We start from the raw sequence: 22,760 nt of genomic DNA on the forward strand, positions 1-22,760 counted from the left end.
CTCCTTCATCCGTTGGAGGCTTGCACCGGCACGGCCGGTGCCTGGGCCGCCGATGCGGCCGGCGCCACAGGCGGCACCACGGACAGCACTGCGGGCAGCACTGCGCGCGGGCGCGCCAGCCGGCGCCGCAGCTGCCGGCGCATCGGTTCCTCGACATAGCGGTAGATGGCCAGGCTCAGCAAGATGGCCAGCGCCACCGCCAGCCAGCCGGCCTGCTGGCGCCAGCCGGCCAGGTAAGCCATGCGCGCCAGCGGTACGTGAATCAGGTAGAGCGCGAAGCTGGCTTCGCCAAGCGACACCAGCCAGCGCCGGTGCAGCACGCCTGCCACCGGCCGCTCCAGCAAGGCAAGGCCAAGGATCAGCGCGCCAAAGAACGGCGCCTGCAGGTAGAAGGCGGGACTGAGCGGGCGCAGCACCGCCAGCGTGCCGACCGCGCAAACCGCCACGGCCACCAGGGCCATGCCGAGCGCGTGCCTGCTGCCGCCGGCACCACGCAGCCGCGCGTAGGCAATGCCCGCGCAGACACCGAGCACGAACTCGAAAAGATGGGTCAGCGGAAACTGCGCCACCAGGAAGCCATGCCGCGACGGCGGCAGCACCGCCAGCAGCAACGCGATCCAGGCACCTTGCAACAGCCACAGCGCCAGGCACAGCAGCGCCAGCGCGCCGCTGCCACGCTTTTCCAGCCGGCGTAGCAGCAACGGAAACAAGGCGTAGAAGAAGGCCTCGCAGGAGATGCTCCAGGCCGGTCCGTTCCATGGCTGGTTGAGCGCCGAGAACGGCAGCCACGCGGTCAGCGCCAGCAACTGGGCCACGAGGCTCACCGCCAGCATCGCGACGTACGCCCCCTTGAGCCCATACCACTCGCGCAACAGCTCGCTGTCGCCCGTATGCAAGAGCCACACCGTCACCGGCAGCGACAACAGCAGCGACAGCACCAGCACCGGGTAGATCCGGGCGAAGCGCGCGGCGTAGAACGCGGCGGCGCCGCCTGGCAGGCCGATCTTGTCCCGATAGGTGAAGGTCAGCACAAAGCCGGACAGCACGAAGAACAGCGAGACAGCCGGCCGGCCGCCGTCGGCCAGCTGCAGGAACCACACCGGGCCGTTGAGCACGCCGATCTCGGTGAAGTGGCAGAGCACGACGGTCACGGCCGCCAGGAAGCGGATGCTGGTGAGCGCGGGCAATGTCCCCACGGCGTGGCTTGCCGTCGCCGTGCCATAGGGCCGCGCTGCCGCTCGGCCTTGTGCTGACGCCGCGCCTGGTTGTGTCGCTGACATGCTTCACCTCCCCTGTCTTTTTTTGCACTTGGTTCTGCGCCTGCTTTCTTGTTGTTGCGTGCGCGACGCCCGGCCTACGCCGCCTACAGCACCTGCAGCACCTACTCCACCTTCTCCGGCTGCAATACATTGGCCGGGAGTTCGTCCCCAACGCGGGGCTCCCCCGCCGCGGGCCGGGCCGCGCCTTCGCCGCACAAGGCGCGCAGCCTGGCGTCGAAGCGGGACAGCACGGCGGCGGCGGACAGCGTGGCCTCGGCGTGGCCGCGCGCCGCGGCCCCCAGCTCCGCACGCAGCGCGGGCGATGCCGCGAGCCGCTTGATGGCGCCCGCCAGGGCCTCGACGTCGTCCGGGGGCACCGCAACCCCGCGCGGCGATACCGCCGCGAACAGCTCGGTCCCCGGCAGCGCCATGGCAACAATGGCGCGGCCGCTGGCAAACATGCCGGTCAGCTTGGAGGGCATGACCAGGTCGGCCGCATCGCCGCGCTGGGGCAGCACATGGATGTCCGCCAGGTTCAACAGCTCGTTAAGCCGGTCGACGGGCTGCAACGGCAGGAAGCGGCAGTTGTCCAGCCCGGCGCAGTGGGTTTCCAGCATGGCCCTGGCCGGGCCGTTGCCGCAGAAGACAAAGGAGATGCCGGCATTGCCGGCCAGTGCGGCAACCGCGCACACCAGGATTTCCAGGCCTTGCTTCTCGCCCATGTTGCCCGCGTAGAGCACGACCTTCTGGTCCGGCGGGATGCCGAGTTCCTCGCGATAGGTGCTGGGCCGCTCCAGCGGGTAGATGGCGCTGGTGTCCACCCAGTTGGGCAGGCGGAACACGCGCGTGCTGGCCACGCCCTTGCGCACCGCATGCTCGGCCATCTTCTCCGAGATGGTGGACACCACGTCGAAGCGGCGCATCAGGAGGCGCTCCGTGGCAAGCGCCGCGCGCCGCAGCCTTGCGCCTTTGAGCATGCCCAGACCGAAGGCAGCATCGACTTCATAGTCCTGCACGTGGAGCCAGGTCCTGGCGCCGGCCAGGCGCGCCACCATCCATGTGGCGGGCACGCTCATCAGGCTGGGCGCGATCGCCATCACGGCGTCCGGGCGCCATAGCACCTGCCTGAGCAAGGACGGCAGCGCGCCAAGCGCGAAGCTGGCGAGGTGCAGCAGGCGCGTGGCGCCGGTCGGGCGCGCAGGCACCCACAACGGCGCGCGATGCACCTGGACGCCGCCGCGCAGCTCGCGGGTGTAGCGCCAGGCAGAATATCCCTCGCCCACGCGCCAGCCGGGGTAGTAAGGGGGCGCGCAGACCACGCGGACCTCATGCCCGCTGGCGGCCAGCGCTTCGGCCATCTCGGCGGTGTATTTGCCGATTCCGGTCAGCTCCGGCGCATAGTTCTGTCCGCAGATCAGGATTCTCACGGGACTCTCCATTCGGTTCTGCGTGTGTCATTCCGGCAACTTGACGCCTTCCTCCCGGGCAGCCGGCCGACCGGGGAACGCCGCGCATGCAGCGAACGCGCGCAACCCTCCCTGCATTGGCCGCATAGGCCATCGCACGGTCAAGACACGCGGCAGGAAGAAAGGCGGGCTGGGCCCGGGTCCTGGGTTCTGGCTTCCGGGTTCTGGCTTAGGTCTGCACGCCCGTTCGCTGATGCACTTCCGGCTCGCTCAGCATCGCGGCGCAGCCACGCGCGATATTCGACGCGGCGTTCGCCGGATCGAAGCGCCGGATCACGGACAGGCAACGCTCCGCGGTGGCCTGGGTATCCGCGAACGCCGCCAGCGCGCGGGTCATGCCGGCCTGCAGCGCAGCGGCACTGCGCGCCGGCACCGCAAACCCGGTCTCGCCCTCGAGCACCAGCTCCGGCACGCAGCCGCAGTTCTCGCTAACCACCGCCGGGCAGCCATGGGCGAGCGCCTCGTTGACCACCAGGCCCCACGGCTCGCTATGGCTGGGCAAGACCATGCAGGCCGCCCGGTAGTACTCCTTGGACAGGCCCTCGTCCTGCAGGCTGCCGACCTGGCATACCGCAGCCTCAAGGCCAAGCTCCGCCGCCATCTGGCGCAGGGTGCCTGCCATCGGCCCGGTGCCGACCAGCCGCAGCGTTGCCGACGGCATCGACTTGTGCAAGCCAGCGAAGGCTTCCAGCAGCGTGTCCAGCCCCTTTTCTTCCGACAGGCGGCCCACATACAGGAACACGGGCGCACTGTCGGCACGATGCTTCAGGCGCTCCTGCAGGGCTTGCTCCGGCTTGTAGGTGGCCGGCATGGCGGCCGCCTGGCAGGGCGTGAAGATCCGCTCCGGCTTGGCGCCGAGCGACATCAGGTACTCGCGGCTGCGCTCGCCAAAGCCGAAGTAGCCGTGGCACAGCGAGAAGAACACGCGCTTGGGAATGGAGGTCAGCATGCGCCGCGGCCGGTCCCGCCCGGTGGAGTCGCAAAACACCGCGCGCCGCTTGCCGGTGAGGATGCAGGCCAGCAGCATCGCCCAGTATTCCGGGCGGTGGTAGCCCGGCAGCACCACCAGCTCGCCCTTGGCCTTGAGCACTTCCCAGGTCAGGCGCGCAGTCATCTTCCAGCGCGGCACATCCTCATAGCAGCCGGCGTACAGCTGATGCATGGGATAGTTGTGAAACGAGTAGTCGACGTCCGAGAAGCCGAGCCGGAAGTGCTCCGTCTCCGCGATCTGCACCATGTCGTAATGGATCGAGCTTGCCGCAGACTGGCTGTGCAACGCCGAGAACACCGCGCCCTTGTGGCGCGACCAGACTACGTTGTGGAATATCGTGACTGAGCCTGACATTGTTATCTCCTGTTTGCGGTCACTCGATAACGGCACCGGAGAGCGCTGTTGCCCCTGCCTGCTCGACCCTGGGCAACCCCTCTTCCATGCGCCGCGAATACTCCTGGTAGATGGCGGAAATCCCTTCATCAAGGCCGATCGCGGGCCGCCAGCCGATCTGCCCCAGTTTCGAAACATCAAGCAGCTTGCAAGGCGTGCCGTCCGGCTTGGAGGTATCGAACACGAGTTCGCCCTCGAAGCCGGCAATGCGGCAGATCCGCTCCGCCAGCTCGCGGATCGGCAAGTCCCGGCCCGTGCCGACGTTGAATACGCCATGCGGCACCTCGCGCTCCAGCAGGAACAGCGTGGCCGACGCGAGGTCATCCACATGCAGGAACTCGCGGCGCGGCTTGCCGGTGCCCCAGATGGTCATGCTTGGAGCGCCTTGCCGGGTTGCCGTGCAGGCCTTGCTGATCAGCGCCGGCAGCACGTGGCTGGTGGCGAGGTCGTAGTTGTCGTTGGGGCCGTACAGGTTGGTCGGCATCACCGAGAGATAGCGGGTGCCGAACTGCCGGTTGTAGGCCTCGCAGAGTTTCAGCCCGGCGATCTTGGCGATCGCATAGGCCTCGTTGGTGGGCTCCAGCGCGCCCGTCAGCAGGTATTCCTCGCGGATGGGCTGCGCGCAGTCGCGTGGATAGATGCAGGAAGAGCCAAAGAACACCAGCCGCCCCACGCCTGCCTGGTACGCGGCGTGGATCACGTTGGTCTCGATGACCAGGTTCTCGTACAGGAAGCTGGCCGGCCGCGTGGCATTGGCAAGGATGCCGCCGACGCGCGCCGCGGCCAGCAGCACCACCTCGATGCCCTCATCGGCAAAGAAGCGGTGCACCGCGCCCTGGTCCGTCAGGTCCAGCTCGGCGCGGTCCCGCGTCACCAGGTTGCGGTAGCCATCGGCCCGCAGCCGCCGCACCAGCGCGGAGCCCACCATGCCGTTGTGGCCTGCGATAAAGAAAACAGTGTTCTTGTCCATGGTGCTTACTCGTGGTGTTCCAGCGCCTGGAAGCCGGCCAGCGTCACCAGCGCATCGCGCCGGGCAATCTGGAAGTCGGAGCGGACCATCTCCTTGACCAGCTTGGAGAACGGCGTACGCGGCGCCCAGCCCAGCTTGGCGTGGGCCTTGGACGGGTCGCCCAGCAAGGTCTCCACCTCGGTGGGCCGGAAGTACGCCGGATCCACGCGCACAATCACCTTGCCCGGGGTGAGCTTGGTTTCCTTGCCCTTGACCGACTCCACGATCCCGACCTCATCCACGCCACTGCCCTCGAATCGCACGGTGACGCCGAGCTCGGCAGCGGCGCACTGGACGAACTCGCGCACGCTGTACTGCTCGCCGCTGGCGATCACGAAGTCCTCCGGCTGGTCCTGCTGCAGCATCAGCCATTGCATCTCCACATAGTCGCGCGCATGGCCCCAGTCACGCAGCGCGGACAGGTTGCCCAGGTAGAACTCGTCCTGCAGCCCGACCGCGATGCGCGAGATCGCCCGCGTGATCTTGCGGGTGACGAAGGTCTCGCCGCGCACCGGAGACTCATGATTGAAGAGGATGCCGTTGCAGGCGTACATGCCGTAGGCCTCGCGGTAGTTGACCGTGATCCAGTAGGCATAGAGCTTGGCCACCGCGTAGGGGCTGCGCGGATAGAACGGCGTGGTTTCCTTCTGCGGGATCTCCTGCACCAGCCCGTACAGCTCGGAGGTGGAAGCCTGGTAGAAGCGCGTCCTTTTCTGCAGCCCGAGGATGCGGATGGCCTCCAGGATGCGTAGCGTGCCAAGGCCGTCGGCATTGGCCGTGTACTCGGGCTCCTCGAACGAGACGGCCACATGGCTCTGGGCCGCCAGGTTGTAGATCTCGTCGGGCATCACCTGCTGGATGACGCGCAGCATACTGGTGGCATCCGTCAGGTCACCGTGGTGCAGGAAGAAGTGCCGCTCGGGATCGTGCCGCTCGCGGTAAAGGTGATCGATGCGGTCCGTATTGAACAGGGAGGTGCGGCGCTTGATGCCGTGCACGTCGTATCCCTTTTCGAGCAGCAACTCAGCCAGATAGGAACCGTCCTGCCCGGTAACACCAGTGATCAGAGCAACCTTGCGCGTCATTATCGTTCTCCCGCCTTGCGTTGGTAATGCTTGGTATGGATGTCGAGTCAGCGGCCCCCCGCGGCCCTACTTCACCCGTCCTTCGTAGCCGTAGTACTCGGTGTAGCCCGTGCGCAGCAGCAGTGGCGGCTTGGGGACATCGGTCAGCAGCACGCCATGCAGCGTCACGCCGCCGTTGGTCAGGCGCCGCGCGGTCTCGGTGACCTCGGCCGCGGAATGCCGGCCGTGGCGCACCACCAGCAAGGTGGTGCCCGCGTGCCGCCCGAGCAGCGTGGCATCCGTGACCGCGAGCACAGGCGGCGTGTCGATGATGACCATGTCGTAGCGTTGCTTGAACAGGTCCAGCATGGCGTGGAAGCGATCGCTCATCAGCAGCTCCGCCGGATCGGGCGGCAAGCTGCCGCGGGTCAGCACATCCAGGCCCGGCAGCACCTCGCGGATCACCACGGAGTCGATGTCCGTGCCCATCAGCGTGTCCGACAGTCCCGGCACCTGCGACAGCCCGAAGTGCACATGAACCTCGCCGCGCCGCATGTCGCCGTCGATCAGCAGCACGCGCTTGCGCCCGGACGCGACCAGCGCGGCCAGGTTCACGGACAGGAACGACTTGCCGGCATCCTGGCGCGAGCCGGTCAGCATCACGACGTTGTTGCGGGCGGTGTGCAGCGCGTACTGCAGCGTGGTGCGCAAGGCGCGCACGCCTTCCACGGCGATGTCGTCCGGCGCGCGTGCCGCCAGCACGCCCAGCCCGCTGCTGCCGGAGGCGCGCAGCTCGCGCTGCAGGCGCAGCTGCGTCTGGCTGCGCGGCACCACCGCGCAGACCGGCACGCCCAGCATCCGCTCGATCTCTTCCGGATGCTCCACGCCGCCATACAGGGCCTTGCGCAGGAACGCCAGCAAGGCCCCCAGCACCAGGCCGATGCCGCCGCTGATCAGCACCAGCATGGCGCGTTGCGGGCGGATCGGGTCGTCCGCAGGTTCGGCGAAGTCCACCACGCGCACGTTGCCGACCTGGCCCGCCTTGACGATGCGCAGTTGCTGCGCGTTGTTGAGCAGGTTGGTATAGAGCTCGGTATCCACGCGCACGTCCCGCTCCAGACGCAGTGCGGTCTGCTCGGTATCCGGCAGCACGGAGACACTGCGGCGCAGCGTGCTCTGCTGCGCGCTCAGCGTTTCAATCTGCGCCATCAGCGCCACCACCGCCGGGTTGGCGTCGGTGTAGTGCGTGCGGATCTCGGCCAGCCGCGTCTGCAAGCGCGCCAGGCTGGTCTTGTTCTCCACGATCTGCTGCAGCAGCAGCCGGCTTTCCTCGCCGAGGTTGACGGTGCCCTGCCGATTGCGAAAGGAGTTGTAGCGCTCCTCGGCCAGGTCGAGCTCCTTGCGCAGCGCCGGCAACTGCTGGTCCAGGAACGCCAGCGTGTGCTCGGCTTCGGCGGAGCGCCGGCCAATGTCCTGCTGCACGAACTGGCGCGCGACGGTGTTGACGATGTCCGCGGTGAGCTTGGGGTCCGGCCCCTCCAGGCTGGCGCGGATGATGCCGGACTGCAGGGCGGACTCGGCCACCGCGAGCGCGCGCTGGATACGCTCCACCGTGCCGATGGTGGATGCGCGCACCAGCTCGAACTGCGACCCGCTGCGTCCCACCAGCGCGTCCACGCGGATGCGCACCGGGCCCAGCGCGGTGGTGCCGGCGGCCTCCTCGCCAACCCGGCCCTGCAGCACCGTATTGCCTTCGGGATCCCGCAGGGTATAGGTGTGCTCGCTGTCGGCGATCAGCCTGAACACCTTGCCGTAGTACTTCTGCGGCGTGTCGAGCAGCGAGATCGTGATGGCTTCCGCGCCCCATGCGTACTGCGACAGGCCGAGCAGTTCCGTGGGCGGCGCCAGCCCGCTGTTGTATGCCGCCAGCCACGCCCCGATCACCGGGAAGTAGCGCGGCCTGGCCGCGATATCCAGATGCAGCTTGCGCACCGCCTCCTCCACCACCAGCCGGGACCGGATCAGCTCGATCTCGGCCGCCGTGGAGGAGTTGGGATCGAAGATCGACGACAGCGTCTGCAGCGACGAGCCCTGGTTGGCATTGGCGGCGTTGCCGCCTTTGCTCTCCTCCACCTGGATCATGGCGTCGGCGCGGTAGACCGGTTTCTGCAGCAAGGCATAGACGGTGCCCAGCACCAGCGCCAGCAGGGTGATGGCGGCAATCATGCGCCAGTGGTCGACCAGCGTCACCAGGTAATCGGACAGCCGAAGCTCGGCCGGGCCGGAGACATCGGTGTATTGGGTTTCGAATGAGGTAGCCATGTCTTGTTGACTTCCATCTAACGATCGCTTCCCGCCGGCAACGCGCTAGCGCCTGCCGCGGCCCTGTCCTTGCGCTCCGTACGGCTCTCCTTACGGCTCAGTACGGCTCAGTACGCGTTGCGATGCACCAGGCCCTTGACCACCGTGGCGGCAATGATCCGCATATCGAGCGCGAACGACCAGTTGCCCAGGTAGTACAGGTCGCAGGCGATGCGGCCTTCCATCTTCTCGATGCGATCCGTCTCGCCACGGTAGCCATTTACCTGGGCCCAGCCGGTAATGCCGGGCTTGACGCGGTAGCGGTGGATGTAGCCGCTGACCAGCTTCTGGTACTGGTCGTCATGCTCGATGGCATGCGGGCGCGGCCCCACCACCGACATGTCGCCGCGCAGCACGTTGAAGAACTGCGGCAACTCATCCAGGCTGGTACGCCGCAGGAACGCGCCCACGCGCGTGATGCGCGGATCGTTGCGCTTGGCCTGGGTTACCACGCCGGCCGCCTCGGCATGCGCACGCATGGAGCGGAACTTGTAGATGGTGAAGATGCGCCCGTCGGTGCTCTTGCGCTTTTGCTTGAACAGCACCGGCCCGCGCGACGACAGCTTGACGGCGATGGCGATCGCGATCAGCAGCGGCGACAGGCCGATCAGCGCGGCTGCGGCGAAAAGGCGGTCGAACACGTCCTTCTGGCGCAGCGCGGAAGCCGATAGCGGCGACGCCACCAGGTTGATCGCGGGCATGCCGATCAGCTCGATGGTGCCGCTGTCGAACAGCGCCAGGCTGTGCAGGTCCGGCATGAAGCGGACATTGACCAGTTCGTCGCGGAACTCCTCCACGAACTCCAGGATGACGCGCTCCTCGGACAGCGGCAGCGCCAGCCACAGTTCGTGGATATCCTGCGAGCGGATATAGCGGTGGAAGGCAGCGCGATCGTCGAACGTCGGCACTTTCGCATTGAGGCTGCCGCCCTGCGCCGCCACGTTGAACGCCGCCACCACGCGAAAGCCGGAGGCAGGCGCGGCCACGCCGCGCCGGATGACCGCGCTGCAGTGCGCACCGCAGCCAACCACGGCGACCTTGTGCAGGTTCATGCCTGCGCTGCGTACCTGGCCCAGCACCGCATGGGTCATCAGGCGCGACACGATCAGCATGGCGCCGGTGGAACCCGTCCAGTAGACGAACCACAGGCGCGAGACGATGTCGATATGGTGCAACGAGAACAACACCATGACGCCGCTGAACTGCACCAGCAGCCAGGCCAGCGCGATATGGCCGGCCAGCCCGATCTTGGAGCGTCCGCGCCAGGACTCGTAGATGCCGAAGGCAGGAAACAGCGCCAGCGTGAACGCGACGGACAGCGCGATGAACACGTCGTAGAACGTGCGCTGCGACATGTCGTTGAAGCGCATGTGCGAGGCAATCGCGGCACCGGCAAACACCAGCGCGACATCCAGAAGGCGCGCCAGCAACCCTTCGATCTTGAGCATGTTCCTCTCCCCGTTCTTCCCAGCCCTTCGCGTTTCTTCACCACTCGTTGCCTGACTTCCTTCTTGACTTCCTTCATGTCGCTTTGCAGCGCGCCACGCCGCGTATGCCTGGCGCGCCGGGCGCGACCTCCCCATGGTCGCGTGCGGCGGCGCCCGCGTGGCCCGGCCGTCCTTCGTTCCTTGTCCCTTGTCCCTTGTCCGCGGCTCGTTACGCTTGTGGTCCCGGGCAACGGCCATAGGTATCGTCGACGCGCACGATGTCGTCTTCACCCAGGTAGCCGCCGGACTGGATCTCGATGATCTCCAGCGGGAGCTTTCCCGGGTTCTCCAGGCGATGCAGCACGCCGAGCGGAATAAAAGTGGACTGGTTCTCGCTGAGCAGGAATTGCTCCTCGCCGCGCGTGACCATCGCCGTGCCGCTGACCACCACCCAATGCTCGGCGCGATGGTGATGCAGMTGCAGCGACAGGCGCGCGCCCGGCTGGACCACGATGCGCTTGACCTGAAAGCGATCGCCATGCTCGATGGAGTCATAGAAGCCCCAGGGCCTGCGTACCTTGCGGTGCGTGTCGGCCTCCGGCGCGTGCAGGATCTTCATGCGCGCGACCACATCCTTGACGTCCTGCACATGCGAGCGATCCACCACCAGCACCGCGTCGGCTGTCTCCACCACCACGATGTTGCTGGTCCCGACGCATGCCACCAGGCGCCCGTCGGAATGGACATAGCTGGAGTGCGCGCCTTCGAACACCACGCGGCCGCGCCCGGCGTTGCCTTCGGCGTCCTTGTCCATGGCATCCCACACGGCGTCCCACGAGCCCAGGTCCGACCAGCCCGCCTCCAGTGGCACCACCACGCCCCGGCACGGCGAGGCCGGGTGGTCCAGGCGCTCCATCACGGCGTAGTCGATCGAGTCCGACGGGCTCAGGAAGAACTGCCGCGGCGCGGGCCGGAAGAACTGGCCCTCTTGCTTGCCTTCGGCCACCGACGCGACGCACATCTCGTGGATCGCGGGATGCAATGCCTCGATCGCCTTCATCCAGACCGTGGCGCGCACGACAAAGATGCCGCTGTTCCACCAGTAGTTGCCACTGGCCACGTACTGCGCGGCAAGCTCGATCGCAGGCTTCTCGACGAAGCGCTCCATGTGGCGCACGCCGTCGGGCAGCATCTCGCCAAGCTTGATGTAGCCATAGCCCGTGTCGGGCCGCGTGGGCGGCACGCCAAGGGTGACGATGGCCCCCTCGCTGGCATGCGCGGCCGCGATCGACAGCGCCCGGTGAAAGGCACCGGTATCGGGAATCGCGTGGTCGGCCGGCATGACCACCAGGATTGCGTCCTGGCCGTCCGCCAGCGCCAGCGATGCGGCCAGCGTGAGCGCGGGCGCCGTATTGCGCCGGACCGGCTCCACCACCAGCCGGCCTTGCATGCCGCTGGCCTGCAATTGTTCGCTGGTGATAAAGCGATGCTCGTCGCCGCAGACGATGATGGCGCTGGGCGCGATCTCGTGGCCGGCGGAGAAGCCCTGCATGCGCAGCAGCGTGGACTGCAGCAGCGAGTCCTTGCCCACCAGGTCGATCAGTTGCTTGGGGAAATGCTCTCGCGACAGCGGCCACAGCCGCGTGCCCGCGCCGCCAGCCAGCACCACAGGCGCAATGCGCAAGCGCACGGGGGCGCACGGTGCCACCGCGGCGGTGTCCCCGGGTTGCACGGCAACAGGCTCCAGCACTTTATTCGACATGATCCAGCCCTCCCTGGTCGGGCGCCGCGCTCTTGCGCAAGCGGCCCGTGGCGCCAATCGTCTACGCGGGGCAATGCGCGGACCTGCAGGCCCGCGGATACGCCGCCGGTCCCGCATGCCCTTCATGCCCCACATGCCTGCTAACCCACTGCGCTGACCTTGCTGCGCTGACGGTATTCCGTTGGGGAAATCGACATGCGCTTGCGGAAAATCTTGGCCAGCCGGTCGCCATTGCCCATGCCACAGCGCCGCGCCACCTTGTCGACAGGCAGCTCCGTCTCGGCCAGGAAACTGCACGCGGTATCCAGGCGGGCGTGCAGCAGGTAGTCGGACGGTGTCACGCCCATTTCCAGCTTGAAGCGGCGCAGGAAGTTGCGCTCGCTCATGGCCGCCACCTGCGCGGCATCGGACACCGAGATGGATTGCTCGCAGTGCTCATGCAGCCAGCGCGCGGCCGCGCGGATCTTGTCCCCCGCGCTGGTCGCACCGGTATCCGCGAGCCTGGGCATCAGGCGGGCGGTCCAGGCGGGCATCACCCGGGTACCGACCGCGCGCGCCACGTCCAGGCCAAGATCGCGCTTGATCAGCGTCAGCGCGCCCCTGACAAGCTCGTACTGCTCGCCGGACTCGTCCGAGGCGTGCAGCCCGAACACGGGATGGCGATGCTCGTCCTCGTGCGGCTTTAGCACGCCGGCCGCCGCCAGCACGGCACGGCCTTCGGCGATGGGCCGCACCGTGGGCGTGCGGGGGGAGACAACGCGCAGCCAGCGCAGCAGCCGCTCGTCCGCCGCGGCGGCATGAGCGCCCGCGCCACCGGCGATGAAGAGCACATCGAAACCGATGAACTGGCGCGGATCGAGTCCGTCGGTCCAGACCCGTACGGACGCGGAGCAGGCGACGCTGCCTCCGTCGACGGAAAGCAGGCGCACGTCATAAGCGGATTCTTTGGCGGGATCGGACGCGGAACATTCATTGGCGGTCTGGAATAATTCAGCCACCAAACCCGCCCCCAATAATGAAAAACCATCGAACAGTAAAATGCCGACGCGCCGCACGGCGCACTTTGAACGGTTAGTCGAGGTATGAAGCCAACTAACCGTTGCGGGCTCAAGTTGGGCGTACGGCATGATTTTCCCCCAAAGAATTGTTGATCCGTTCTTGCGCGAATTTATTGGTGCTGCAATGCATCGTAGCGATCCCGAATCCGAGAAATGTGTCCGTGTCGGAAAGTAGCGAGATGTTGGCGGAAGGTGTCCGCCCGCTCCAAAATTCCATGCAAGACGTTGTAAATACAGCCTTTTCCGGGTAGCGACCTCGCCTCAAATCGCTTGTCCCAGCGTGCTGTTCTGCAACTAGCTCCTACTCTATGAGGAATGATGCATTGCAGCAAATCCTGCACCAATCCGTGCGTTGGCTACCGAACATAAGGGTCGTAAAAGGTGCACGAGAGCGGGAATCCGACATTAACTCCACGATTCCCGCCGGATCTGCACCCACACCAGATAACATAAAAATCATTTCTAAACATTAAAAATTATGACAAATTAATTAATGCATCAGATCAGCAATGTGGATATATCGCACGATGGCCGTCCCGGATTTTTTCTGTCACGCTCTCGATTAATGAAATAATTATGTCTGCCCGGGGCGCAGCAGGGCTTCTCCGTCACAACACAGACGGCTTGCTTGACCTGGGGGACTGAAAGATGGAGCGCGCGAGCGCCGGCGCGCCGGGTACCTGGCCCGGCGCAGCCGGTGACTTACACAATTGACGCAAGCGTGCCGGACTAGTCTGTTGGCGCCGCGGTGCGCAACACTGCCCCTGGCGCGCTGCCCTGTGCATGCGCAGAGTTGGGGCAGCAGGCCAATCTCATCCCGGCCAGCGCGCGCGCATGATGTGCAGCACCTCCGCCAGCGCGAAGCCGGCTTCCGCACCTCGCCACTGCGCCAGCGCCGTGACGCCTTCGATGCTGACCAGGTGCCCGGCACCCTCATGCATTTGCGAGCGGTGCCTGCGCAACGCCTCCACCTTGCGCGACCATGTGGCGCTCACATCGATATAGAGCGAGCCACCCAAGGGATTGACGATGCCGCCACCGCCCCAGCACGTGGCTGGATATTCATAGGCCGCCACCAGGCGGGGGGTATGCTTGGCCGGGTTCAGGCGCGTGGCGGCAACGCCGGCCTCCCAGCAATAGCGATGGTCCTGGTGCGAAGACGACAGCGGAATCAGCACCTCGTCAGGCTCGAAGCGATTCTGCAGCGCGTCCAGCATGCCGACCATCTGCGCGCGCGGGAAGCTGTCGAGCACGCCGTCGAGTCCCCTGGTGAAGACCTCGGTCGTCTGTACGCCAAGCACGGCCATCGATTCGGAGAATTCGTCCAGCCGCTCTTGTTCTGTGACCTCGCGGCCCAGGCAGAGCGACCGGCTCCTTCCTACCGTTGCCAGGGCTACCATCACTTCGCCGCCGGCATCGATGACCCGGGCCAGGTAGGCGCCCACGCCCAGCTCCGCGTCGTCCGCGTGCGGGCTCAGCACCAATACACGTTTGCGTTCCATATCTCCTCCTGCTCTTATCCCGTGATGCCAGGCGCCCAAGGGCGGCCGTCACGCCGTGCTGATCAGCCTGCGCGCCAGCGCGCGGTACTGGTCTGCCGTGTCCTTGAGCGTCAGGCCATCGAGCGAGCGCGCGACCCGTGGCTGCGCCAGCGCCACGGTCAGCGCCGCGCCATAGGCGGCGGCGTCGCCGGTGTCCAGCAGTTGCACACCGGCGAAGTCGCGGGCGAATGCAAAGGCGGGGATGCCGCTCGCCACGACCGGCATGCCTGTGGCCAATGCTTCGAGAAAGGCTATGCTGTGCGCCTCCGACGCGGACGGCATGGCAAACACGGCCGCGCCCGCCAGCAGCTCCGGGATATTGGTCTGCGGCCCGTTGACCCCCACCTTGCCGGCCAGGCCCAGTTCTTCCACCAGGGCACAGACCTTGACGTAGTAATCGGGATCCTCGATCACGCCATACATCTCCAGCCGCGCGTTCGGCACGCTCTTGAGCGCCTCGCGAAACGCCAGCACGGTATGCAGCTGGTTCTTGATCGCCGCATAGCGGCCCACCTGGATGACGAGCCGCGACGCCGCCTCGCGCTGGCCCGCGGGCCGCACAAAGAAGCGCCGGGTGTCCACGCCATTGGGAATCACCGCCATCAACGGGTGCGTGCCCACCGAGTTGATGTAATCGCGCAGATTCCCCTGCGACACCCCGATCACCGCGCGCGCGCGCGTGGACAGCATCCGCTCGAAATAGCGGAACATGGTGCTCTCGAAATCGTTGGCGGCGGAGTGCATCACGTAGACCACCGGCACCCGCGACGGCAATGCCCGCGCGTAGAAGGCCGGGATGGTGGCGTGCGCGAAGATGATGTCCGGCCGGTAGTCGCGCAGCACGCCGCGCAGGTGCCAGAGCCGGCCCGCCAGGCGCCGTGGCCGGTCCGGAAACAGGCACAGCACGCCAGCCGCGTCGAGCTGCGCGCGCAGCGCCGCGAAGTCCTCCTGCTGCGGCATCAGGGCCGACACGCAGACCGTGTCGCCGTGGGCCTGCTGGTAGATGGCCAGGTCTTTCGCCAGCATCTCCGCACCTGAAAGGCGCGGTGCCAGCACAAGATGGAGAATCCGCATCACACCCTCCTCATTTTCAGGATCTGGTAGAGCATCCATGCCGCCGCGACCGCCAGGCCCGCCGTCATCGACCAGGCAATGCCCTGCGCACCCCAGTAACGGGTGGCGGGCGGCACCGTGGCCAGCAATACGCAGACCTGGAGCACCGAGGCATGCGTGGCGGCCTTGGGAATGCCCACGGCGCGCAGGTAGGCGACCAGCACGGCGATCAGCCCGCCAATCGCCATGTTGATGGTGAAGATGCGGAACAACGGCACCGCGCCGAGCCAGGCCGGCCCCAGCACCAGCAGGAACAGCGGCTCCGCCACCAGCCGCAGCAGCACCACCACGATCGCCAGCCCCAGGCCGCCGATCACCACGAAGCGGCGCAGCAGCACCGCATCGGAGCCATCCTGCTTGCGGAAACGGGCGGCAAAGGTGGGAAACAGGTACTGCGAGATCGCGATGCCCGCATCGGCGAGCAGCATCTGTGCGAACTTGGACGACATCTGGTAGGCGCCCAGCTGGGCCGGTCCAAGCAGCTTGCCAACGATGACCTTGTCGAACTGGTTGAGCAGCAGGTTGACCACRCTGCCCGCCCAGATCCAGCGGCTGAAYCCCAYGTARTGGCCGATGCCGGCCCACTTGAGGCGCAGAGGCGGCCGGGGGCGCATGCTCAGCCAGGTGAGCGCGGTCTTGACGGATTCGCCAGCGAGCAGCCCGATCAGGATGGACATGGCGCCCGCGCCCGCGAAGGCGCACGCCAGGCTGACGCCGCAGTCGGTGCCGGCGGCCGCTACCTCGATCCCGGCAATATGCTGGAAGCCCCGGTCGCGCGTCACCACAAAATAGGCCGGCGACGCCAGGCCGCGGATCAGCGGCAGGGCCGCGGCCAGCTGCAGCAGCAGCAAGGAGCCCGCGAGGTGGAACTGCGCCTCCAGCAGCGGCGCCAGCGCGACCAGCAGCAATGCCACCCCCGCGCCCCGGCACGTCAGCGCGGTCCAGAGCGCACTAAGCTGGTCGGGGGTGGGCGTTTGCTTGTCCTGCACCACCGCCTGGGGCAAGCCGGTGTCGCTGAGCGCCTCGGCAATCGCCACGGCCAGCAACGCCACGGCGGCAATCCCGACCGCAGACGGGCCGAGGATGCGCCCGACCATGAGGAACTTGATGGCCACCAGCCCCCGCACCAGCACCTGCTGCCCCAGCACCCATGCGGCCGAACTAGCATGCAGGCCGGTCAGCGGCAGGAAGAAGGCATTCCTCAGGGATCTGGCCATATTGCCCCACCATGGGTTGAGCGCCGATGCCAGGCACCGGCGCGGCCACCACGGGCATCCGTGCCGGCCCGGCCGGCGCCGCGCGCCAGCCATGAAGCACAACTTACCGTAGGCGCGGCAACAGGAATCGCCATCGCCTAGCGTTAATCCGTCACTTGCGCGCGGCACCCGGGTGGGCTTGCGCAATCGGGCCCGCCTTTATCCGCCAAGCCGGCCCGCAAATTGGCGGCCGGCGCAAAGACGGCGGTGTTAGTGTGGCAACATCCGCAACCCGCCGCACACCGGGCTCGCCCCACCGTGCCTGGAGACGCGATGTCCGAGCCGACCGCACTGATCATCGAGCACGATTTCACCGGCCACCGCTGGCGCTACGTCGAATGGGCGGTGCAGGCCTACACGGAGGCCGGCTACCACTGCATGGTGGTGACCGACCCCGGCAACCAGGCGCACCCGCTCGCCCAGCGCATGCTGGCCGCGCAGGAACCCGCCGCCGGCATCGTCGCCAGTATCGTCTTTACGCAGCCGCCGCCCGCGGTGGGCAGCGGCCTCGGCAAGCTCAGCTATGTGCGCTTTTGGCGCACTTTCCGCCATGCCTTCCAGGTTGCCGCCGGCCTGCGCGACATCTCGCTGGTGCTGGTGCCCTATGCCGACTACTTCCTCTATGTGCTCCCGCTGCTTGGCTCGCCATTCGCCAAGGTGCCATGGGTCGGCATTACGATGCGCGCAAACTTCCACCACAGCAAGGTGGGCGTGAAGTCCCCGCACCAGCCGCTGGTGAACGCGGTCAAGACGTGGTTGTTCCGGCGCGCCGTCGAGTCCGGCGGCATGAAGACGCTGCTGTCGATCGACCCGACCTTGCCGCAGTGGTACCCACGCGGCAACGGCCGCACCGCCCTCGCCTACCTGGCCGATCCCTGTCCCGACGCGTTCCCGGCCGATCCCGCTGCCGCCAGGCTGCGGCTGAGGCTGGGCCAAGGCCCGGAGGGCCCGGAAAGCCCGCGACACGGCGCCGGCACCTACCTGCTGGTGTACGGCGCGGTCACGGAACGCAAGGGCATTTGCGAGCTGGTCACCGCGCTGGCCGGCCACCCACGCGCGCCCACGCTGGTGGTGGCCGGCCAGCAAGACCCGCAGACGCGCGCGTTCCTGCAGGCGGCCGCGTCCACGCTGTCGCCGCCGCCCGTGATCTTCGACCGCTTCATCACCAACGAAGAAGAGGCCGACCTGTTCTCCGCCTGCGACGCCGTCTGGCTGGGCTACAAGGGCCACTACGGCATGAGCGGGGTACTGGTGCAGGCCTACCGCTTTGGCAAGCCCGTGATCGCCACCACCGACGGCCTGATCGGCTGGTTCTGCCAGGGGCAGGAACTCGGGCCGGTGCTGGAAGACCTGTCCGGCCCCGCCATCCAGCGCGCGCTGGACCAGCTATCACGGCCCGTGGCGGCACCGGCGCCGCCGGCCGCAGCCGCCAGGGCCCACCTGCTGGCCCGGCACACATTGAGCGAATTCAAGCAGACCCTGCGCCGCGCGGCTGCCTGACGCTCGCTTCCGATACAAGCCGCACCCGTACGGGGTGCCGCTGCCCGCGCAGCCATGGCAACGCCATGGCCACGAATCCAGATCACCCAGGGTCGACAGCACGCCGTGCGCAAACGCACCGGCAGGAGGCCCTTTGCATGCATCGCACCACAGACGCGCACACGCGTTCGCACAGCCGCCTCGTCGAACTGGATTTCGTCAGGGGCCTGGCCATCATCGCCGTCATGGGCATTCACTTCCATACCGTTGACACCGGCAGCCGCCTGGTCTGGCTGCTTGAATATCCCCTGAAGAACTTTGGGCGGGAAGCCGTCACGCTGTTCTTCACGCTCAGCGGATTCCTGGTGGGCGGGTTGCTGCTGCGGCAGTACGCGCAGACCGGCACCGTGGACACGTGGCGCTTCTTCATTCGCAGGATCTTCAAGATCTGGCCGGCTTACTACCTGCTGATCCTGGTCCACGCGCTAGCCGGCCATCATGCGCGCGGCACCTTCTTGCTGCAGAACGCGACGCATCTGCAGAACTATCTCGGCAGCTCCATCGCGCAGACCTGGAGCCTGGCGGTGGAAGAGCACTTCTACCTGCTGCTGCCGATTGCACTGCTGCTGTGCGCGCGCTGGCGGCTGACGCCGGGACGGTTGCTATGGCTGCTGGCGGCGGCGTGCGTGCTGGTCTTGCTTGCCCGCAGCGCGGCCGTCGCCAGCGGCGACATCCGGGGCGCCTATGTGTACACGCAGTATCGCGTCGACAGCATGCTGTTTGGCGTGATGCTGGCAGTGGTGTACTGGCTGAAGCCCGGCATCTACCACAAGCTGGCGGCACGGCGCGGCTGGCTGGCAGCGGCGGTGGCCGGACTGCTGGCATGGCTGTTGTTCTGCCAGGCCGATATCGTGGTCGAGGAGAGCATCGGCTTCACCATCCAGTCCATCGGCTTCATCGCCCTGATCGTGCTGGTGCTGGAGCATTCGGGCCGCCTGCGCGACAGTGTCGCGTACCGGGCTATCGCCTGGATCGGCGTGTATTCCTATGGCATCTATCTGTGGCATACGGTGGCGCGCACGCCCGGCGCCATGATCATTCATGAGGCTTTGGCACATGGGCTGCCCCCGGCGATGGTCTGGGTGCTGGCGCTCGTCATGCAGTTCGCCATTGCGATCGCGGTGGGCTACCTGACCACCCGTGCCGTTGAATTGCCTTTCCTGCGGTTGCGCGACGCGCTCTTTCCGGCGGGCACGCGCGGCAACGCCGACATGCTTGGCAAGGGCAAGATCGGCGCCTGACCTCGCGGCCATGCCGCGCTGCGCGCCCGGCGTAGTGCGGAGCCGCCAAAACGCCCCTTGCGAAAGGCCAATCGCGCCAAATTGCCGGCCAGCCACGTTTTCACGTTCGATAATTTTCCCGACAGGAACGTAATGAATGAATTCGCGTTCGTTCCTGCGAATGCAGCATGCAGCATGCAGCGAGCAATACGATGGATTCTTCCGCGCGGCGATGCCCGGCATTGCCGAGAGCGCCGCGGGGCCACCCAGTGAGAGGCGGAACATGGATACCGAAGCTTATGCCGATTGTCTCGATGTGGTCGGCGATCCACGCGGGGCCGGCCGTGACAGTAGCCGCGAGGCCAATCGTGAAAGCAGCCGCGAAAGCAACCGCGATGCAAGCCGGGACAGCACGCCGGGACATCGCGTCATCGACCTCACCCGCGCCGGCAAGGGCAACTACGTGCGCCGGCGCAGCCTGCTGGTCGAGGCGGCGTGGTTCCTGGTCGAAGCCGGCATCATCAACAACAAGCTGAATCCGTTCTCCGGGCTGCGCGTCGCCCTGCTGCGCCTGTTCGGTGCGCGTATCGGCCAGCACTGCCGGCTGGTCCACCCGCTGCGCGTCAAGTCGCCCTGGAACCTGGAAGTGGGCGATGGCTGCTGGTTCGGCGTGGATGTGTGGATCTACAACCAGGCCAGCATCCGCATCGGCTCCAACGTCTGCATCTCGCAAGGCAGCTTCCTGACGGCGGGCTCGCACGACCTGGACAGCAACATGGACTTGCATGTCGCGCCGATCGTGATCGAGGACGGTGTGTGGATCACGTCCAAGTGCGTCATCCAGAAAGGCATCACCATCGGCCGCTCGGCGGTGGTCACGCCGCTCTCGGTGGTGCATCACTCGCTCGAGGCCGAAGGCATCTACGGCGGCAATCCGTGCCGGTTCATCCGCAAGCGATTCGACCCGGCTGGCCACGCCGCCATCACGCCCCCTTCCGGCCCCCTATAAGGAGAGCAGCATGGACTACCAGGCAAGCCGCGACGTCAACCCGACCAGCCGGTCCATCGAACTCGATTTCGTTCGCGGGCTGGCCATCATTGCCGTGATGGGAATGCACTTCCACACGGTCAGCACCGGCAGCCAGTGGGTCGCCCTGATCGAGTATCCGCTCAAGAACTTCGGGCGCGAAGGGGTCAACCTGTTCTTCACCCTGAGTGGCTTCCTGGTCGGGGGGCTGTTGCTGCGCCAGTACGCGCAGGGCGGCAGCGTGGATGCGCGGCGCTTTATCATCCGCCGCATCTTCAAGATCTGGCCCGCCTACTACGCCCTGATCCTGTTCCATGTGCTGGCCGGCCGCCACCCGACCAGCACCTTCCTGTACCAGAATCTCACGCACATGCAGAACTACCTCGGCTCCTCCATTGCGCAGACCTGGAGCCTTGYCGTGGAAGAGCACTTCTACCTGTTCCTGCCGGCGCTGGTGCTGCTGTTCGCCCGCTTGCGCGTGCGCGCCAACACCATCCTGTGGACCCTGGGCACCTTGTGCGTGGTGGTGCTGGCCGCGCGCTGCGCCGCGGTCGCCAGTGGCGAGCTGGAAGCGGCCTCCGCCTACACGCAATATCGCATCGACAGCCTGCTCTTCGGCGTCATGCTGGCCACGGTCTATTGGATGAAGCCGGAACTGTACCGCCGCATCGCCGGGCAAAAACTGCTGCTGCTGGCCGTGGTGGCAGGCACGGTCGTCTGGCTGGTATTCCTGCAGCGCAACCTGGTGCTCGAGGAAAGCATTGGCTACACCATCCAGGCCATCGGCTTTGCCGCGCTGATCGTGCTGGTGCTCGAATACTCCGGCACGATACGCAGCGCCAGGCTATACCGCGCGGTGGCGTGGATCGGCGTGTATTCCTACGGCATCTATCTGTGGCACTCCGTGGCGCTGGCCCCGGGCGACGTGTTTATTCGCAAGGCAAGCACGTTCGGCATCCCCGTCATGGTGGCCTGGGGACTCGCCCTTGCGCTGCAGTTTGCCGTTGCGATCATCGCCGGCTATGCCGCCACGCGCGCGATCGAGTTCCCCTTCCTGCGCATTCGCGATGCGCTGTTCCCGGCCCGCCGCCGCGGCACGCCTGCCGCACAGCCGGCCGAGCAGCACGCCGCGTGAGCTGACCCGACGCCGTCCCCGCGGGCGTAAGCCACGTGCCGCGCGGGACTCGAGTTACCGACTGCCAATACCCCAGGCCGTGGCCTGGCCCCGGGGGAGGAAGGACAGCAACCGAGCGGCAACAGAGGAATCAAGGTGAATCACAGTGGCTAGATATACACAGTCCTTCAAGGAACGCGCCGTTGCGCGGATGCTGCCTCCCGAGAACGCCAGTGTTGCGCAGGTGTCCGCCGAGATGGGGATATCGCCGGCGGCACTGGAGCGCTGGCGCGCGGTGGCCCTCGCCCCACCCCCGGCCAACCCACCCGGCGCCGGCGAAGCGCGCCTGGATGCCGTGCTTGCCACCGGCACCATGGGCGAGTTGCAGAAGACCGCCTGGTGCCGCGAAAATGCGATCGACCCGACCGAGCTGGAATGCTGGCGGCAAAGCGCCGCGGCGGCGCTGGCGGACAACCGCGGGATTGGCGCGGTGCGCAGGCGCCATGAGCAGGACCAGAAGCGGATTCGGGAGTTGGAGAGGGAGTTGAGGCGCAAGGAGCAGGCGTTGGCCGAAACTGCGACGTTGCTGGTGCTGACCAAGAATGTGACTTCGTTGTTTGCTGCTCCTGAGGATAAGACCAACTGACAAAGATCGGACAAAAATCGAACAAAGCCACGTTGTCCCTGTTTGCCTCTGTTTGTCCCTGTTTGTCCCTGTCTGTCTCTACTTGCGCAGGGCGGGTGTGGCGTGCGCCGCCGCCTGCGGCTCCCGGCCCACGAAGATCCGCGTTGGCAGCACAAAGCCCCGCAGCGCCAACATCTCCAGCGGCCCCTGGCCGACCTCCGTACGCATCAGGTAGCGCACCGGATAGGTCACCTCCGCCGCAACGGGCGCCTGGGCGCTGCGCGCGGTCAGGCTGTCGGGATCTTCGGCGAAGGTCCGGCCGTGCGCATCGGCCTGGCGCTCGGCAGGGGCCTTCGGCGCACCTGGCCCTTCCAGCGCTTCCGACGCATCCTGCGCATCCGGCCTCGCCTGCCACGTCAACTGGTAGTTCGCGCTATCCACCGGCTCGACGTGCGCGCGCTCCAGCATCCGCACCAGGCCCCAGCGGCCGCCGAACTCGTAGCTCTTGCTGGTGCCGGCGCGCTCGGTCTGCCAT

Annotated in this window: 17 protein-coding genes and 1 pseudogene; 5 read left to right on the forward strand and 13 right to left on the reverse strand. The window is 66.7% G+C overall.

Going from position 1 to position 22,760, the window contains the following annotated elements; all coding sequences use genetic code 11:
• Positions 1-5: 5 nt before the first annotated feature.
• From AC1DQR_RS23145 to AC1DQR_RS23200, 12 genes are all read right to left on the reverse strand, one after another.
• Positions 6-1,280 (reverse strand): acyltransferase family protein, encoded by a 1,275-nt coding sequence (locus AC1DQR_RS23145; protein ID WP_416050808.1) that lies wholly within the window; start codon positions 1,278-1,280, stop codon positions 6-8.
• A gap of 101 nt (positions 1,281-1,381) precedes the next feature.
• On the reverse strand, positions 1,382-2,686 hold the full coding sequence (locus AC1DQR_RS23150) for a glycosyltransferase WbuB (protein WP_416050809.1): 1,305 nt from the start codon (positions 2,684-2,686) through the stop codon (positions 1,382-1,384).
• Between the two features lie 208 nt (positions 2,687-2,894).
• The gene (locus AC1DQR_RS23155) at positions 2,895-4,070 is read right to left on the reverse strand and encodes a glycosyltransferase family 4 protein (RefSeq protein WP_416050810.1); all 1,176 of its coding nucleotides are present in this window, start codon (positions 4,068-4,070) and stop codon (positions 2,895-2,897) included.
• A gap of 19 nt (positions 4,071-4,089) precedes the next feature.
• Positions 4,090-5,079, reverse strand: a complete 990-nt coding sequence (locus AC1DQR_RS23160; RefSeq protein WP_253929017.1) for a GDP-L-fucose synthase family protein — start codon at positions 5,077-5,079, stop codon at positions 4,090-4,092.
• Between the two features lie 5 nt (positions 5,080-5,084).
• Positions 5,085-6,203, reverse strand: coding sequence for a GDP-mannose 4,6-dehydratase (gene gmd / locus AC1DQR_RS23165; protein ID WP_416050811.1), 1,119 nt, complete (start codon positions 6,201-6,203; stop codon positions 5,085-5,087).
• A gap of 66 nt (positions 6,204-6,269) precedes the next feature.
• Entirely contained in the window at positions 6,270-8,504 is a 2,235-nt protein-coding gene (locus AC1DQR_RS23170; protein ID WP_416050812.1) for a polysaccharide biosynthesis tyrosine autokinase, read from the reverse strand.
• Positions 8,505-8,611: 107 nt separating this feature from the next.
• The gene (locus AC1DQR_RS23175; protein WP_477133868.1) at positions 8,612-9,991 is read right to left on the reverse strand and encodes an undecaprenyl-phosphate glucose phosphotransferase; all 1,380 of its coding nucleotides are present in this window, start codon (positions 9,989-9,991) and stop codon (positions 8,612-8,614) included.
• 208 nt (positions 9,992-10,199) lie between these two features.
• Complete coding sequence (locus AC1DQR_RS23180) at positions 10,200-11,732, reverse strand: mannose-1-phosphate guanylyltransferase/mannose-6-phosphate isomerase (RefSeq protein ID WP_477133869.1); 1,533 nt, start codon at positions 11,730-11,732, stop codon at positions 10,200-10,202.
• Between the two features lie 140 nt (positions 11,733-11,872).
• Positions 11,873-12,859 carry a GlxA family transcriptional regulator gene (locus AC1DQR_RS23185; RefSeq protein WP_416050815.1) on the reverse strand — a complete coding sequence of 329 codons (987 nt, stop codon included), beginning with the start codon at positions 12,857-12,859 and terminating at the stop codon, positions 11,873-11,875.
• A gap of 743 nt (positions 12,860-13,602) precedes the next feature.
• Positions 13,603-14,292, reverse strand: a complete 690-nt coding sequence (locus AC1DQR_RS23190) for a PIG-L deacetylase family protein (protein ID WP_416050816.1) — start codon at positions 14,290-14,292, stop codon at positions 13,603-13,605.
• Between the two features lie 48 nt (positions 14,293-14,340).
• Positions 14,341-15,405, reverse strand: a complete 1,065-nt coding sequence (locus tag AC1DQR_RS23195; protein ID WP_477133870.1) for a glycosyltransferase family 4 protein — start codon at positions 15,403-15,405, stop codon at positions 14,341-14,343.
• Positions 15,405-16,661 (reverse strand): oligosaccharide flippase family protein, encoded by a 1,257-nt coding sequence (locus AC1DQR_RS23200; RefSeq protein WP_477133871.1) that lies wholly within the window; start codon positions 16,659-16,661, stop codon positions 15,405-15,407. Before AC1DQR_RS23200 ends, AC1DQR_RS23195 begins: the two co-directional genes overlap by 1 nt.
• A gap of 312 nt (positions 16,662-16,973) precedes the next feature.
• Here AC1DQR_RS23200 and AC1DQR_RS23205 point away from each other — a divergent pair, with 312 nt between their 5' ends.
• From AC1DQR_RS23205 to AC1DQR_RS23225, 5 genes are all read left to right on the forward strand, one after another.
• Entirely contained in the window at positions 16,974-18,200 is a 1,227-nt protein-coding gene (locus AC1DQR_RS23205) for a glycosyltransferase (RefSeq protein ID WP_416050819.1), read from the forward strand.
• A 137-nt stretch (positions 18,201-18,337) separates the two neighbouring features.
• A complete protein-coding gene (locus AC1DQR_RS23210; protein WP_416050820.1) occupies positions 18,338-19,480 on the forward strand; it encodes an acyltransferase family protein in 1,143 nt (380 codons plus the stop codon).
• A 262-nt stretch (positions 19,481-19,742) separates the two neighbouring features.
• A complete protein-coding gene (locus tag AC1DQR_RS23215; protein WP_416050821.1) occupies positions 19,743-20,468 on the forward strand; it encodes a DapH/DapD/GlmU-related protein in 726 nt (241 codons plus the stop codon).
• 10 nt (positions 20,469-20,478) lie between these two features.
• Entirely contained in the window at positions 20,479-21,621 is a 1,143-nt protein-coding gene (locus AC1DQR_RS23220) for an acyltransferase family protein (RefSeq protein WP_477133872.1), read from the forward strand.
• Positions 21,622-21,766: 145 nt separating this feature from the next.
• Entirely contained in the window at positions 21,767-22,246 is a 480-nt protein-coding gene (locus AC1DQR_RS23225) for a transposase (protein WP_416050823.1), read from the forward strand.
• Positions 22,247-22,324: 78 nt separating this feature from the next.
• On the opposite strand, the pseudogene AC1DQR_RS23230 reads toward AC1DQR_RS23225, so the two are convergent.
• Positions 22,325-22,760: pseudogene (locus AC1DQR_RS23230) on the reverse strand (ImcF-related family protein); the annotation flags it as partial.

It is taken from the genome of Cupriavidus sp. 05L411 (assembly GCF_056398045.1).

Bases quoted from the DNA above. Each gene is read 5' to 3' on its own strand.
- AC1DQR_RS23205 (WP_416050819.1), top strand. From the start codon at position 16,974: ATGTCCGAGCCGACCGCACTGATCATCGAGCACGATTTCACCGGCCAC.
- AC1DQR_RS23210 (WP_416050820.1), top strand. From the start codon at position 18,338: ATGCATCGCACCACAGACGCGCACACGCGTTCGCACAGCCGCCTCGTC.
- AC1DQR_RS23215 (WP_416050821.1), top strand. From the start codon at position 19,743: ATGGATACCGAAGCTTATGCCGATTGTCTCGATGTGGTCGGCGATCCA.
- AC1DQR_RS23145 (WP_416050808.1), bottom strand. From the start codon at position 1,280: ATGTCAGCGACACAACCAGGCGCGGCGTCAGCACAAGGCCGAGCGGCA.
- AC1DQR_RS23170 (WP_416050812.1), bottom strand. From the start codon at position 8,504: ATGGCTACCTCATTCGAAACCCAATACACCGATGTCTCCGGCCCGGCC.
- AC1DQR_RS23175 (WP_477133868.1), bottom strand. From the start codon at position 9,991: ATGCTCAAGATCGAAGGGTTGCTGGCGCGCCTTCTGGATGTCGCGCTG.
- AC1DQR_RS23155 (WP_416050810.1), bottom strand. From the start codon at position 4,070: ATGTCAGGCTCAGTCACGATATTCCACAACGTAGTCTGGTCGCGCCAC.
- AC1DQR_RS23185 (WP_416050815.1), bottom strand. From the start codon at position 12,859: ATGCCGTACGCCCAACTTGAGCCCGCAACGGTTAGTTGGCTTCATACC.
- AC1DQR_RS23190 (WP_416050816.1), bottom strand. From the start codon at position 14,292: ATGGAACGCAAACGTGTATTGGTGCTGAGCCCGCACGCGGACGACGCG.
- AC1DQR_RS23160 (WP_253929017.1), bottom strand. From the start codon at position 5,079: ATGGACAAGAACACTGTTTTCTTTATCGCAGGCCACAACGGCATGGTG.
- gmd (WP_416050811.1), bottom strand. From the start codon at position 6,203: ATGACGCGCAAGGTTGCTCTGATCACTGGTGTTACCGGGCAGGACGGT.
- AC1DQR_RS23195 (WP_477133870.1), bottom strand. From the start codon at position 15,405: ATGCGGATTCTCCATCTTGTGCTGGCACCGCGCCTTTCAGGTGCGGAG.